Origin of the sequence: Methyloversatilis sp. XJ19-49, assembly GCF_024580145.1 — a bacterium.
Classification (GTDB): Bacteria; Pseudomonadota; Gammaproteobacteria; order Burkholderiales; family Rhodocyclaceae; genus Methyloversatilis.
This window is the reverse complement of sequence record NZ_JANINI010000025.1, coordinates 1-16,225: the sequence shown is the minus strand read 5'-3', so window position 1 is coordinate 16,225 and position 16,225 is coordinate 1. Positions and strand designations below refer to the sequence as shown.

At 65.7% G+C, this 16,225-nt stretch carries 3 protein-coding genes; all 3 read right to left on the bottom strand.

The annotated features are described in order from the left end of the window. On the bottom strand, window positions 1-209 hold a 209-nt coding region (locus tag NMQ16_RS18840), incomplete at its 3' end, for a hypothetical protein (RefSeq protein ID WP_257082506.1). 288 nt (window positions 210-497) lie between these two features. Continuing rightward, window positions 498-2,210: a ShlB/FhaC/HecB family hemolysin secretion/activation protein gene (locus tag NMQ16_RS18835; RefSeq protein WP_257082505.1), complete on the bottom strand. Its 1,713-nt coding sequence runs from the start codon at window positions 2,208-2,210 to the stop codon at window positions 498-500. Further along, window positions 2,207-16,204, bottom strand: a complete 13,998-nt coding sequence (locus tag NMQ16_RS18830; RefSeq protein ID WP_257082504.1) for a hypothetical protein — start codon at window positions 16,202-16,204, stop codon at window positions 2,207-2,209. The genes NMQ16_RS18835 and NMQ16_RS18830 overlap by 4 nt, the downstream gene beginning before the upstream one ends. Window positions 16,205-16,225 lie beyond the last annotated feature (21 nt).

The following is a 16,225-nucleotide window of genomic DNA, read 5'->3' as shown; positions in this document are numbered from 1 at the left end:
ATCGTGCCGGTCCGGATGTCCGTCACCGCTCCGGCCGTGCTCACCGTCGTCAGCGTCCGGCCATCGGCCTGGATCGCCTGCGCCCACGCCGCCGGTGACATCAGCAGCGGCAGGCTCGCCATGCCCGCCAGCGTGCAGAAAGAGGGCGCGAGCGCCGCCGATAGCGTGCGCAAGCCAGGCAGATTTGAAGTGGAGCGCGTCGGTTTCATTGCTGATCCTTTTCGATCATCAAAAAAACCAATGTGCGCTTGTAGGACAAACTCCTACTTGATCTTGAGCAATATCACGAGAAGTGACGCATCACGGCCCTATCGTCGGCAAACCGGCAACGGAAGAGGCGCTGAACCGCCTCGGCAATCGACCGAACGTCTTCAGCTCGGGAATCGGATCCGGAACGGCATTTTTCAATCGCCCGCTGGCGCAAAAGCGGGGCGCCGCGCAGGCATCAGCCGAGCGGCCAGACGTGCCGGCGCACGCCGGGGTTGTACCCGGCGACCTCAGAACACCTGTGCGACGACCTGCACGTGCACGTAGTAGCCGCGCGGCTCCTGCGGGCGGTCGCGGATCGGCAGCCCGAGCGTCACCCGGGCCGATATGTTCTGGTTGATGTTCGCGTTCAGCCCCCAGCCGTAGCTCGCCATCGTGTCGCTGCCGCGCGTCGATTCCGGCGGACGGAAGGGCTCCACCGCGCCGTAGTCGAGAAACAGGAAGCCGCTGGTCCTGATCGGTGCCACCGGCGCCTGCGGCAGCGGGTGGTGCAGTTCCACCGACGCGATCAGCCCCTTGTCGCCGCTGAACAGCCCTGTCTGGTAACCCCGCACACTGCCCTCGCCGCCGATCAGGAACTGTTCGCTCGAGGTCAGGTTCTCGTCACGCGTGTATTGAAACGCCACCGTGTTGTGCACCGACCAGCCTTCGCCGAATTCCTGCACACGGCGCACCGAGCCACGCCAGATCTTGAATGAGGTCGACACCACATCGTCGATCGGGTCCGCATCCCCCGTAGAGTAGGTCAGCGATCCGGTCCAGATCCGGTCGCTTTCCCACCACTGCGCATCCACGCCCGCCGACACGTCGTCGATGTCGGTCGACTGGAACTTGCGCCCCTCGATCCAGCTTTCCGTCTTGCGCTTCTTCGCCCCGCCCAGCACATCGAGCTGGTAGTTCTTGCCGATCAGCAGCGGATGGCGCAGCAGCGCCGTCCAGGCCGTCGATTCACCGCGGATGCGCAGCGGTGCGAACGGGCCGTTCTTGATCCGGGTGTGGTCTTCGAACCAGGACAGCGTGAGCCGCGTGCCCAGAGTGCCCAGTGGGATGCTGTACGACAGCGCGCGCCCTTCGTGCCCACCCGTCTCCGCGCCGATCAGCGACGCGCTCAACGCGTCCCGGAAGCCGAACAGGCTGCGGTTCTGGTAGAACACGCCGGCCCGATACACCCCGGTCGCGTAGCTGCCGCTGGTGTCGGCGAACACGCGCATTTCATGCTTCGGCGGCTCGACCGCCGTCAGCGCCACATCGGTTTCGCCGAACTTCGCGCCCGGCTTCAGTTCGGCGCGCAATTGCACGTCCTGGCTGCGGTTGAAGCGCATCATGCTGCGCTCCAAGGCCCCCACGTCTGCCAGATCGCCCTTCGTCTGGCCCAGCCGCGACAGGATGAAGCTGTCCGCCGTGCTCGCGTTCCCTTCGAGCAGAATGTCACCCACACGCCCTTCGACCAGTTTGATCGTCACATTGCCGTCGGCCACTTCCTGCGCCGGCAGCACCGCCTGCGCGGTCGGGATGCCGCGCTCGCGGTACAGCGTGTTGATGCGCTCGACGACTTCGACCACTTCGGCCAGCGTGACTTCGCGCCCTTCGACCGTCGCCGCCAGCCCGCGCAGCGTCTCCTCCGACAGCAGCTCCGACTTCGTGAAGTCGATCCGCTTGAGCAGAAAGCTCGACGTCACCGCCGGCTTTCTGGCCGGCGCAGGCTTGAGCCCTTCGCGGTCGATCGACGGCTCCGACTCGGGCCGGCGTTCGCGCTCTTCGCGCAGCCGCCGCTCGAGCTCCAGCGAGCGCTGCTGGATGTTGCCCGGGTCGGCTGCAGGCGGCAGTTGCGGTGTGACCTGCGCCTGCGCCGGCACGCCCGCTCCCAGCGCGCCCATCAGTGCGGCCACGGCCAGCGGGATCCTGCCGGCCTGTCTGTTCAACAACCTGCGTTCGCGCCTCACTGTGCGGTCTCCTTCGGGGTTTCATTGCCTGCTTCTTCCTCCGCTGCGCGACGGGCCTCGGCGTCCTCTTCCGTCTCTTCATCGCCCGAATTCACGGCCGGAATGTCCAGCGGAATGTTGATCGCGATCTGCGACAGCGCCGGCACCACATTCACCGCCTGCGGGCGCGTCGGATTCGGCACCCGACCTTCGATCGCGTTGCGCGACTCCTCCCGACCGCTGTTGTCCGGGTCTGTCGCATTGACCACTTCGTGCAGCGGGCTGCGCGTCAGCGCCGTCTCGTCGGTCACCAGACGGTAGCGCTCAAGACGCAGCGCAAACTGCCCGTCCGGCGCATTGAGCTGGATGTCCGCCGGCTCGATCACCGTCGTCGCGTTGTCCATGTAAACATTGCTCTGCGGATTGATGAAGCGCGCCTGGTTGTCGATCCGGCCATCCAGCACTTCCAGCCAGCCACGTTCCGTCTCGATCCGCGCGTCCTGCGAATACAGCCGCTCGAAGCGCGTGCCGATCGGGCTGTCGAACGTCAGATCAACCCAGCGCGCCATCCCGCCGCCAGGACCCGTCACGTTCATCAGCAGCGGACCCGAAGTGCCGGTGTGGATGACCTTTGCGGTGATCGATTCGGTGCTGAAGCTCATCTTCGATTTGACGCTGAGTGTACCCAGATCGATCTCGCCCTTGCCGGAAATGTCCAGCGTATCGCCGGCCAGCCGCTTCACGCTGACGCGGCCGTTGATGGCCTGCAGCTTGACGCCCTGCCCTGCGGTGACGGCATCCATGATGATGTCCTGTTCGGCGATCACCGTCGCGTTGCCGGCTTCCGCCGTCGCTTCCAGAACGGTCACGCTGTTGCCTGACAGCAGGTCGAGATTGCCACGCGCGGTGTAGGCGCTGTTGCCGCTGATGGTGCCACCGGCCTTGACCGCCAGGTCGCCATCGGTGTCGACGGTGCCGAGCGCGACATCGTCCTTCTCGTCGATCTGCAGGCCGCCCGCCGTCGACATGGCATCGAGCATCGCAATGTCGGTTTCCAGTGCATCGGCCACCGGCAGTGGCGTGCCGTTGTTCCAGGTGGCGCTGCCGATGCCGTCGGTCGCTTCGAGCACGACACCGGCGCCCGGCGTGGCGGCGACCAGATCGTAGGTGCCGATGTCGCCACCGTCGTGGATGCCGCCGCCGGCGACGATGCGCAGGGCCTGGGCGGTGGCATTGTTGGTCGCCTCGATGCGGCCGACGACGACGTCGCCGGTGGTCGCAATGTCGATGCGGCCATCGCGGGCGCGCAGCGTCGCCCCGTCGGCCATGATGTAGCGCGCGGCCGACAGGTCGATGTTGCCCACCGCCGCCACGGTCTGCGCCGACTGCATCACGTCACCGGCTGCATCGAGCATCAGCTTGCCACCCGCGTCGATGACGCCGATGTTCAGGTTGCCGGGCGAGCGCAGCGTGACGTCGCCGGCGCTGGACAGCGCACTGCGCACGTCGAGCGCACCATCGACGGCGCGCACATGGATGCCGTCTGCGGCTTCGAGTTCGACCCAGCCGTCGGGCGACGCACCCAGATCCAGCGCGTCCAGTTCGCTGCTGCCGGCGCCGCCGATGGTGGTGCCGGCGTACAGGCTGAGATAGCGCGCCTGGATGTCGCGCTGCAGATCCGACGACACTTCGACCAAGGCACCGGCAGCGCGGATGCGGGCCAGGCCCGGTGTGTAGATCTGGTCGATGCGCAGGTCGCCGACCAGACTGGACAGGAACAGGTCACCGCCAGCGCGCGCCGCCACGGTCGCGTTGTTGGCCACCTGCACGATCAGGGCCAGCGTGTCCTGACCCAGATCGCCGCTGCCGGCTTCCAGCGTCAAATTGCGCGACTGCACTGCCGCCTGACCGATCGTTGCGGCACTCAGCAGCGCACCGGCGGTCTTCATCCGCACGTCGGCCGGCGTCGCGATCGAGGCCACCCGGACGTCCTCTTCCGAACCGAGGTAGATGCTGTCGGTCGCCGTCGCGGTGATCGTGCCGTTGTTCTGCGCGGTGAAATCGACGTCGTCCTTGCGCAGGATGGTGATGGTCTTCGCATCGGTGTCGATGCGCACGTCGGCCCGCTCGGCGGCGATCAGCGCGAGCTGTTCGTCTTCCGACCAGGCGGTCGGATTGGTGCCGATGACCAGTGCAGTGCTTTCCTTGCCGATGCCGCGAGCGGCGATCAGCTGGATGTTTTCGCCGATGACGTTGGCGTCCTCGATCAGCACTTCGGTGTCGGAGGTGTCCTTGAACAGGCCGGCGGCGACGCGGTTGGTGACTTCCGCTTCGGTCCAGGCGCCGCCTTCGCTCAGGGCGCTGGCGCGCGTGGCATCCTGCGTGGCGACGTTGTAGCTGAAGTTCTTGTCGAAGCTCGCTGCATCACCGGTACCGAATTCCGCCGCCGCCTGGTGGAAGAAGGCGGTGCGCTGGTTCCGGTAGACCGCAACTTCAGCGTCGCCCCAGCCATTGGCGGTGCGCAGCGCCTGTTCGGTCTGCGTGTCGAGCACGAAGGTGTAGCCGGCGTCATAGGCGGCAGCAGTGAAACCGGTCGATATGCCGTTGGCATCGAAGGTCTCCTTCAGGCCGCGCATCTGCCAGTACTGCAGGTAGTCCTGTTCCTTCTGGTCGTTGTAGGCCTTGAGCGTGTTGTCGATGCTCTGGTTCGCACCGGAAGCCGGCGTCAGCCCCGCACGCTGTGCTGCCTGCAGCAGTTGCGCGCGCGTTTCCACATCGACCTGCTGGGCGTCATTGACGTCGAGTATCGAGCCATTGACCGACTCGAGCCGCACGTCGCCGCCATTGGCCGACACCGCGAGCAGTCTCATGTCGCCATCGGTTTCGGTCAGCCCGGTGTCAGCCGCCGCGCTCGTTTCGATCCAGCCGGTCGATGAGCGCACGTCGATCTCGAGCGGATCGGCAAGGCTGCCGATGCCCGCGTTCTCCGAGGTGAGCCGCACGAAACCGCCCACCACATTGTTCGCCGCGCCATTGACGTCGACCAGATTGGCGTCGGCCTTCAGGTCGACCAGGTTGCCGTTTCCGCCGGTGACATTGACGAGACGCATGTCGCCCTTGGTTTCCCACAGCGCCACGCCACCGGTGGCGCTCGCGGTCAGCGCGCCCGTACCCTGCAGGTCAAGCTTGATGTGGTTGCTGCCGGCCATGGCGGGGCCACCGATCGAACCGTTGGTCGCCGTCATCGTCAGGTTGCCGGCGATGATCTGACCGAATTCCGTTGCACCGATGCTCGTGCCGGTCAGCGTGGTCGGGCCGGTCAGGTTGCGCACCGCGCCCTGCAGCACCACCGCGCCACTGCCGGCGACGTTGAGCAAGCCGACATCGTTGCCGATGAACTTGATGTCGATGGCCTTCGACGCATTCAGGCTGTGCTGGAAGTAGTTGCGTTCCTTCCACGCCCAGCTGCGCTTGCTGACGATGTTTTCGTTGGCGTCGAGGGCACCGGAACGATAGGTCCTGACGTATCTGATCCCTGTATCGGTCATCGACGAGCGGACTTTCCGGAAGTCCATGATGTAGTCGGCCGTGCGTGCGTCGTTGCTCAACCAGTCGCCGGTCAGGCGCGCGATCGTCGTGCTGTCGTTGTCGGAGCCGGTCTTGTCGCCCGGGTTGGCCGCGAGCCAGTCGCCGAAGTCACCGAGCACCTCGCAATCAAGCAAGCAGCTCTGCGTGTATTCCTCGTAGTAGCTGGCGTCGATGTTGTCGGAGTTGATCCAGTTGAAGCGACGACCGGCGCGCGTCTTGTACTCGGCATTGCGTCCCGCGGCATCGCCGTCGACGCCGACGACAGGCCGGACGGCTTCGGTCGAGGCATTGCCGCTGGCGTAGCTGTAGGTGGTGTTGATCTGACCGTTGCTGCGCGTGATGACGGTTTCCAGCGGCGCGCCGGTACTCGACTTGGTGCTGGTGTCGATGATCTTGATGCGCCCTTCGACACCGACGCCGGTATCGAGCCGGTTGATGGCCAGATCGGCAGTCGTCTGGTTGTTCACCGCGATGCGCCCGAAGCCGTCCATCACCTCCAGCCGTCCGTTGCCGGTGCTGAAGATGTCGCCATAGAACTGCATGTAGCCGCCCTGCACCTGGATGCTGCCCAGTTCGAGCCGGTTGTTCGCTGCATCCCAGCGCACCTTCGGACGGAACACATCCTTCACGTTCGCGCCATTGACGATCATGTCGAGCGCCACCCATTCGCCGTTGGCGCCCTTGGCCTGCTGCAGGATGGTGTTCGTGATCTGCACGTTGAACTCCGGCAGACCGCTCTGGATCAGGCCGTTGATGTTCAGCTTCTCGCCGCTGATGAACACGTTGTTGCCGGCGATGGTGCTGCCGTTGGCCGATATCGCCACATTGTTGACGGTGTAGGTCTTGGTCTGCGTCTGGGTCGAGCCCGACAGTCGCCACGTCGGATTGGTCGCAATCTTGAATTCGTTGCGTGCCGTGGCTTCATTGTTCTGCTGCAGGCCATTGACGAAGTTGCCGGCCTGATTGATGAAACCGGCCACCAGCTTGTCAAGTGACGGGTCACCCGCCTGATGCGTGAAGCCGACCGTGAAGGTCTTGATGAAATCGCCCTTGGTGGCGATATCGACCGTCTGCGCGACGATGTCGGCGCCCACCAGCACAGAGCCGGTACTTTCGATCTTCACGATGCCGCGGGCATTCGACAGATCGCCGTCGACGTGAATCTCGGGCTGCAGGGCATTCAGGTTGACCGGATCTTCGTAGGTATTCTTCAGCAGGATGATCGGGTCCGGCGAATTGGTGCGATCGACCACGTTGCCGCTGGCGAAACCAGCCACCTGACCGTACTGGTTGCGGGCGTTGATTTCGGTCGTGTTGCTGACGCGAACGCCGTTGAGCGTCACCAGACCGCCCGCTTCGCCCGGAATGCACAGCGCCGCAGCGCAATCCAGGGCCGCGATGCCAGATTTGACGCGCACGAACTGGTTGGCGTTGTTGACCACCTCGATGATCGAGTCGCCCGGCGCGATCAGTTCGGCCGACGCGGCGCCCGTGAGCCAGTCGCCGGTGATGCTGATGTTGCCGGTGTAGGCTGCAGCCGGATCGATGTCGACGAAGTTCACCGTCGCACCGACGCCCATCTGCGTCTGGCGCGCCTGCAGGATCAGGATGTCGTTCAGGAAGCCATTGGCGACATCCGCGTTGTCGTCCTTGTACTCGTCATAGCGTGACTGCAGGAAGTCGATGCGCGACTGGATTTCGCGCGCGAGCGAAACATTGCTGCGCCGGCTGAAGCTCATGTTCTCCGACTGGCGCACCATCTGGCCATTGGCACCGAACTCCAGGTACTGATGGTGGCGTGTGCCGGCGAACACCGTGCCATTGACGTTGACGCCGGAACGCGAGTCGGTGAATTGCGAACCGCCCTTGATGTCGAGGCTGATGTCGTCGTCGAAGATCTTGCCCAGCGCTTCCAGCGCCTCGCGGTACAGGTCGGTGCCGCTGCCATAGCCGCGCGTGGTGTGGCTGCCTTCGCCCGCCTTCAGGTCGATGTCCTTGACCGAGGCGACTGCCGCACGCGCAATCTGCTGTTCGCGGATGCCGGTGATGCCGGTCAGGTCGGCGCTGTAGGCGGCGATGTTGATGCGGTTGTCCTGGCGGACTTCACCATGTGCGTCCGGCACGCTGTTGATCGGGATGACCGTCTTGTTCCAGAGCCGGGTTTCGGCGTCGGCAACGAGGTTGTTGTTGTGGCCGGCCAGCAGGCGGATGTTCTCTTCCGATTCGAGCCGCGCACCGTTCAGGTGGATGTCGTTGCTGGTGATCAGGCGCGACAGCGACTCGCCGGACGGCGCGCCCGCCAGACCGTAGGTCTTGCTCTGCGCCTCGGTGTCGACGATGGCTTCGGTGCGTGCATCGAGCACGATGTCGCCGTCGCTCTGCAGCAGAGTCCCCGCGCCGACCGTGATGTCCGAGTCGTTCTTGTCCGCAATGATGAAGGATTCGGTGTGCGCGATGGCGATGGCACCCCCGGTGTCGAGCAGCACGGCGTCGTAGGCATCGACATCGTTCTTTGCGCCGAGACGTATCGCACCGGCGTTGAGCCCGGCGACGTTGCTGCCGATGAAGGCGTTGCTGCCGATCGCCACATCGGTGTCGTTGCGTATCGTCGAGTAGCTGGCGCCCGACGCCCCGGCCAGGATCCCGCCGGATGCCGCCTGCACCGTCCAGTCGGCGCCGGCCGATCCCTTGATCACGCGCGTTTCGGCATCGATGTCGACGGTCTGTGCATTCTCGATGCGGGTGCCGTTCAGCAGTTCCGCCTTGGTCGTGTTGTCCACCGTGTTGGTGACCCAGGCCCCGGAATAGCCGGCGACGGAGGCTGACGTGCTGTCGGCCGTACCCTGGAAGTCGGTCGTGTGCTTCGCGTCGATATCGACCGTGGCGGCACGCAGCGTGCCCGCGACCTGCGTCGTGGTCGTCGCATCGGCGTCATTGACCACGCTGGCCGCCAGCACGACGCCAAGGCCGCCGGCACCGGATGTGGACTCGGCATCCAGTTCGTCGCGGCTTTCGCTGCGGATTACGATGCTGCCGGCGTTGATCGTGCCGGCGCCGATCAGCGCTTCGGTCGTGCTGTCGACCGTCGTTTCCGCGCTGTTGCCGCCGGCCGCGATGAAACCGATCGCGATGCCGCTCACGTCGCTGAGCGCGCTGACCGTGGATTTCGACAGCGTGTTGAACACACCGCTCCCGAGCTTGATGTCGTGACCGGAGCCCATCTGGACGCGTGTGATCGATTCCACCGTGGCGATGGCTTCGGTGGCGGTTGCGCCCAGCAGCAAACCACCGCCGGCCGCGAGCGCGTCGGCGCTCGCCGTGTCGTATCCGGCGCGCGGCAGGGTTTGCGCCTTCAGCGTGAGGTTTCCGGCCGTCACGTCGAAGCCGGTACCGATGGTGACGAGAGAATCGGTATCGACGGTGGCTTCGGCCAGCGACACGCCGATCGACAGCCCGGCCGACACGGCGATGCCGACGGTGATCGCTTCCGCCACCGGGTCACTGTCGGCGCGGATCTGCGTCAGGCCGCCGACGGTCGTCACCTTCACGTTGTTGCCGACAGTCGCCCTGGCTGCGGAATCGTCGCTGACGTTGGCATCCGCACCGACACCCGCGACGATGCCGCCGGCAGCTGCGACAACCTCGCCCTTCGAGGTCGTGCGCGACTGTCCATACACGTCGAGCGATTCAGCGGTGATCTGCGCGCTGTCGAGCAGTTTCGCCTCGGCCGAACTGGTTTCGTCCACATAGGCAATCGCGGCGCCGATGCCGACAACGCCGCCTGCCCCGGCGCCGCCTTCGGCGTCGAGGTTGTGATCGACCTTGGCATTGACCGTCACGCTGCCGGTGCTCGCCGTCACGATGCCGCCCAGACTGGCCGTCGCGGTCGAGGATTTTTCGTGCCACGCGAAACTGGCAGCGAGCCCGGCCAGACCGGCGCCGCCAGCGTAGGTGCGCAGCTTCGAAACATTTGGCTGATCGTCGGTCGCCCGCACGGTCACGTCACCGCTTGCCGTAGTCGAGCCGGCCAGACTGGCCACCGTGCGATCCTCGACCATCGAAATCGCGATGCCGCCGCCCAGGGACACGCCGCCCGAAATCGCGGCACCGATCGCTTCGGCGTCGGTATCGCTGCGCGTGTGCGCCAGCACGTCGATATTGCCGCCGGCATTCAGCGTGGCGCCGCTGGCCACGATGGCGGCGGCGGACGTATTGCTCGGTGTCGCGTTGAAGTCGGACGAGGCGTTGATGCCCGCACGCGCCGCGTTGGCGCGCGCCGCCGACGCGTCGGCGGCATCGGTGTCGCTGTCGATCTGGTTGCCGGTGGCGCTGCGCGATGCCAGTTCGGTCGCCTTGCTGACCGATCCGGTGGTGTTGTCGCTGGCGTCGCCATCCGGCCGGGTGCCGATGGAAATGACCGATACCGCCCCGGCGATGCCGGCACTCAGACCACCAGCGGCCGCGACAGCGGTCGAATCGATATCGCGCACGCTGTCGGCGGTGACGGAAATGTCGCCGTCGGCAGTGATCTTGGCGCCGGTCGCCACCGTGGCCGACGAACCGCTGCGTACCAGTACGACATCGACCGCTGCACCGACGCCGGCACCACCGATGCCCACGCCCAGACTGCCCACGCCGCTCTCGACCTTGATGAGGTCGTCCGCCTCGATGAATACATCCTGCGCATCGGTACCGCCGAATGCGGTGTCCGAATTGATCTCCACACCGGTGCCGACCTGCGCATCGGTCGTGCCCTTGGCCAGTACGACGTTGATGGTGCCCGCCACCCCGACGCCGCCAGCTGCCGCCGCCGTGGCGGCGAGCACTTCCTGATCGAATCCGGAATCGGCTCGTATCGTCGTCGCACCGTCAGCATCCAGCCGGCTGGTGCCGCTGACCTTCGCCAGCGTCGCCTGTTCGACGACGGTCACCGCGGCCGTGATGCCCACACCGGCCACGCCACTGACCGCGAGCGCACCGGCATCGATGTCCACCTCGGTGTCGGAGGTCGCCTCGACTCGAATCGTGCCCTGTGATTCGAGGTCGCTGTTGTTGACCAGCGCCTGCGTCGTGCCATCGACCAGCAGCACACCGATGGTACCGGCCAGACCGGCATAGGTACCGCCGCCGACGGCGACGATGGCCTGTTCGAATTTGCTGGTCGAACCGGCATCGACGGTCACCGCCTTGTTCGCCTGCAGCGTCGCGTTGTCGACGTTCGCCGTCGTCACGTGCGACACCACGGCCGTGTCGGCCGCCCCGCCGATGCCGGCGTCGCCGCCGATCGCCGCACCACCGGTGGCGGAGCCGATCTGATCGTGGTGATAGGCCGCGACCCGTACTTCCTGGTCGCTGGTGCCCAGGCTGGCGTTGAGCTTTGCCCCATTGGTGACCTGGGCCGTCGTGCTGCCGCCCATCATCGCGATGCCGACCGTCGCGGCGACGCCGGCGTTGCCGCCGCCCGCTGCGCTGAGCGCGATGTTCTCGACCATCGCGGTGGACGACGCGATCACGCTGACGCCCTTCACGCTGTCTTTCAGCTGACGGCCGGACAGGGGTTGCTGCGACGGCAGCAGATTGTTGTTGTAAGCGGTAAGAGAACCGTTGTCGACCAACTCCGCCGGGCTGTTGCCGAGACCGGTGACCGACGTATTCGCGCCGCTTATTTCCGCCGTCGTCGTCGACTGGATGTCGTTGAATGCGATGCCGCCGGCCGCACCGATGCTGCCGCCGAAAGCCACGCTGCCGGCACGCGACTTGATGAAGTCATCCGCTTCCGCTGTGACCACCGCATTGCCGGTCGCATTGACGATCGCACCGTCGTCGATGCGCGCGGTCGTGCCACCGCCGGCGTTGTTCAGGGCGATCGAGCCGGCGAAGCCGGCGGTACCCGCCGCCGAGCCGGCGATGGCCCAGACGTCGAGCGTGCCCTGACGTTCGGCATCGACGCGCACATTGGCGCCATCGGCACTGCCACCCGACAGTTCGGCACGCACTTCGCCACCGATAGAGTTGTACGAACCTGCCGCACCCACTGCTGCCGTGCCGGCACCGCTCGCCGCGCCGGAAATCGACAGGATTTCCGATTCGTCGCGCGCCTTGATCGTGATGTCACCGCTGGCATCCAGGTCGGAGCCCGAGGCGTGGGCCACGGTGCTGTTGCTGATCGTGTTGATGCCGAGCGAACCGGTCACCGCCACCTTGGCCGAGCCGCCGCCACCCGCGGCGACCGCCTCGATCTCGGCGTTCTCGGTGGCTTCGAGGCGGATGCTCGTGCCATCGACATCCGAGTTGGTCACCAGCGCTTCGGTGGTGTTGTCGATCACGTTGTAGGCGACGCCGACGCCGACTGCCGCGCCGCCCAGCGACAGCGCCGCGCTGCCGGCGATCGACAGCATGCCGGAGGTGTCGCGCGCCGTGACGATGACCGCGTTGTTGTCAGCCTGTGCCTTCGAACCGACGATGCTGGCGCTGACCGTGTTGTCTGTTTCGACCGACGAGAACGATCCGGATACCGCCACCTTGTCCGCCACGCCGCCGGCCACCGCCGTGGCATCGATCCGCGTGTCGGCGGCTGCATCCACCTTCAGTTCGCCATTTGTCGTGCGTACGTCGGCACCGCCTTCGATGGTCGCCTTCACCGAGTTGCCGACCTCGCTCCAGGCGACCGATGCGCCGATGCCGGCATTGCCGCTGGTCGCACCGATGGCGCCGGCCAGCGCGAAGATTTCCGAGTCGTCCTTCGCCAGCACGGCGATGCCGCTCGCGGCATCCATGCCGAGCGCGGTCTTCTTGCCGCGGATGCGTGCCTCGGTCGTGTTGGTGATGGTGTTGACCGCCACCGCGCCGGAACCGGCCAGCGGCCCCTTGCTCAGGCCGAGCGAGGCCGAAATGGTGTCGATGTCGTTGTCGGTCTGCGCGTCCAGCGTGATGCTGCCGCCGGCCTGCAAATCCGAGTCGTCGACATACACCAACGTGTCGTTGTCGAGCTTGTTCCAGGCGAACGACAGGCCGATGCCGGCCTTGCCGCCGAAGGCGATCGCGCCCGCTATGGACTGGATGCCGGACAGGTCGCTTGCACCGATGAACGCAGTGCTCACGCCACTCAGCGACGAGCGCGCGACGTAGGCGTGCGTGGTGTTGCTGATTTCGTTGACCGACACCGAACCGGCCACGCCCGCCTTGCCCTTGGCACCGGCCAGACTGGCCGACAGCGTCTTGATGTTGCCATCGACGTCGGCGTCCAGCGTCAGCGTGCCGTTCTGCGTGACGATCGCGTCGGCGATGTAGGCGCTGGTGGTGCCGGCAAGCGTGTTCTGTGCGTACGAGCCGGCGATGCTGTTGCCGTCCTGCTGGGTAGAAATGGTCACTGCGCCGGACAGCGCGTTGATGTCCAGCGTGTTGTCTGCGGTGACCGAAACGTTGTCGGCCTGCTGGATCTCGACGCCGCTGGAAATGTAGGCCAGCGTGTCGGCTTCGATGTCGTTGACCGACGCGTCACCCGATACCGCGATGCCGAACTTGCCCTTGCCGGTGCCCGACGCCGCGCCGCCACCCGACGAGCCGGAACCTGCCGAACCGCCGCTCGACGACCCCGAACCGGCCACCGCCGCACTCGAGCTGCCATCCTGGGTTTCGCCCGCGCCGGCCGGCACGTCGGTCTGCGACTTGCTGCTGGTGGCGACAGCGCCGGCCAGCGAGTAGGCGCTGATTTCGGTGTCGGCCGTGGCATCCAGCGTCAGGTTGTCGCCCACCTTGATGATGCCGGTGGCCGGCGTCAGATCGAGGAGGGGATCGCGGTTGCCGATGAAGGCGCGCACGTCGGCGTCCAGCGTGTTCAGCGACACCGACAGCCCGATGCCGACCGGCCCCTTGGTGACGACGATGCCGCCGGCCACCGAAATTGTCCGGATTTCGCTGTCTGCCTCGATGGTCAGGTTCTTGCCTGCGTCGACCTTCGCCTTGTCGTCGATGTAGGCGATCGTGTCGGTGCGCACCGTATTCATCGACAGCGCACCTTCGATGCCGACCTGGTCGGAGCTGCCGCCCGCCTCGGTCACGGTGACCATCTGGTTGTTGCTTTCGGCCTTGACCTCGACGTCCTGCTCGGCCCGCACGTCAGCACCGTCGCGGATGCCCGCCACCGCCTCGCCGCTGATGTCCAGCACATTGGCCGAACCGCCGATCGCCGCCTTGCCGCCGCTGTTGCCGAGGAATTTCTTCGACAGGATGCCGACCGCATTCACTGTATTGACATCGTTCTTCGCGTACACGGTCACCGACTGCGCAGCCAGATCGAGTGTCGGATCCACTGCGTTGTCGTAGATCGTGTTGAGTTTCGCGCCTTCGCCGACCCAGGCGTTCGAGTTGTTCTCGAGCGTGAACACGGTGACCGCTGCCGCGAGGCCGAGGCCGCTCTTGCCGCTGGCCGAATTCAGCGCGAACGTGGTCAGCACGAGGTCGAGAAGGTTGCCCTGCAGGTGATTCAGGATGACAGCCGGCGAGCTCCAGTCGATCTGCCACGGATACGGAATGTGCGTCTGCGCATCGACCCGGATCGCGCCGCGTGCGTCGACCTCGGCCAGTTCGCCGATCCACGCATCGCTGTTGTTCTCGAAATTCGCGATCACCACCGAGCCGCCGATCGCGGTGCCGGTCGAGGTGGCCTTGGCATCTGCGCTGGCGCTCGGGCGGTCGTTGATCAGGGACACCACATCGACCTTGCCCTGCGCCTTCACGCTGGCACCGGCCGCAATGCTCGCGCTCGCGTTGTTTTCCGAATCGGTGTAGGACACGGCACCGGCGGCATTGAACTTGCCCTCCTTGATGCCGGGGAACATGAAGTCGGTGATCTTGCTGGCCGTACCGGAGCTGACCAGGCCGGTGGCGCCCAGTATCGAACTGCCGACATTGCGCTGGATGCCGGCTGTGAAATTCGTCATCTTCGCCGACAGCGTGTTCGGGTTGCCCAGCGTCGCCGCTTCGGCGGCGCTGCTGTTCTTGGCGATGTCGGTTTTCGCGTCGACCTTGACGTCGCCGTTGGTGGTCGTGACGTCGCCGCCTAGCGTAGCCGTGGTGTTCGTGGTCGAGGTGGTCACTGCGACCGAAATGCCCAGACCGCTGCCGCCGGTGTTCGACGCGATCGCGCCGGCCGAAATGTCGGCTTTGGTGTTCGCTTCGACGGCGACCGACCCGGCCGTGGTCGTCGTGTCGTCGCCGACGATGGCGCTGGTGGTGGCGTTGTTGGACGCACGCACGAAGGTCGCGTCGATCGGCTTGTTGGTCGAATTGACGCTGGCGGTCACGTTCAGTTCGGTGTCGGTTACTGCGCTGACCGACGTCGCATTGCCGCTTTCGAGCCGGGTCGTCCCCTGTACCTTGGTTTCCGCAATCGCCGTGGATTCACCCCATGCCACCGAAAAGACGATCAGCCCGGCAAATGTGGGCTTGGCGGCCGACGTGGCAGAGGAGGACAGCGTCAGCGTGTCGGTCGCCGTCAGTTCGGTCGCGCCATCGACGGTGACGCGCGCGGTGGATTCCGACAGCGACACCAGCGGGATGCTGGAAAAATCGAACAGCTGATCGTTCAGCAACTGCACTTCACCGCTGTCTTCGGCCGGCAGCCAGCTCTGGTCGGCCAGCCGCAGCGCATTGCCGAGCACGTTGAAGGTGAGTGAGGTGTCCGACGTCGCTGCGACATCGATCTTGCGACCGCTGATTTCGCTGGCGACGCCATTGTGATCGCCGATGATCACATCGGCGGTGGCGATCTTCTCGAAGCCGGCGCGCGCGCCGGCATGCGCCTTGATGGTTACGTCGCCGTTGCCGCTGATGAGCGAACCCTTGATTTCGGTCAGCGCGGTGGCATCGGTCGTGATGGCGAGGTATTCGCCGCCGGGACCGTCGGAAATGTCATCCATTTCCGTGTCAAGAAAGGTCTGCGCCTGCGACAGCGAAATATTCGGCGCGGTTTCCAGCAACTGGACGATCTGCGAGGTATCCGCCAGCGCCGACAGCTTGATGTTCGCGCCGCGTACGGTCGCGTTCTCGAGCTTGATCCGCGCATCGGCCGAGCGGACTGCACCGATCGCATTGATGTCGCTTGCGAGCAGGTTGACATCGCCGGCGTTGAAGGCGCCGGTCGCATGGGCAAGCACCTTGCTGCCCGACTTCAGTTCGATTTCGCGCGCCTCGAAGGTGATGCTGCCGGAATCGCCGATCGACACGCCACCCACGTGATCGCTGTCGACCAGACGGCTGGACACGACGATGTTTTCATTGACCGTGATCTTGTTGGTCGCCTGCAGCAGCAGGTTGGCACCGGTGACGCTGACGCCATTGTCCGGCCCGGCCGGAATGCCGGCGTAGCCGCCCGCTCCGCGCAGCAGGTTCGCGCTGAGCACGATGTTCAGCGGATCGATCAGCACCAGGCCCGCCGCGCCGCCCGC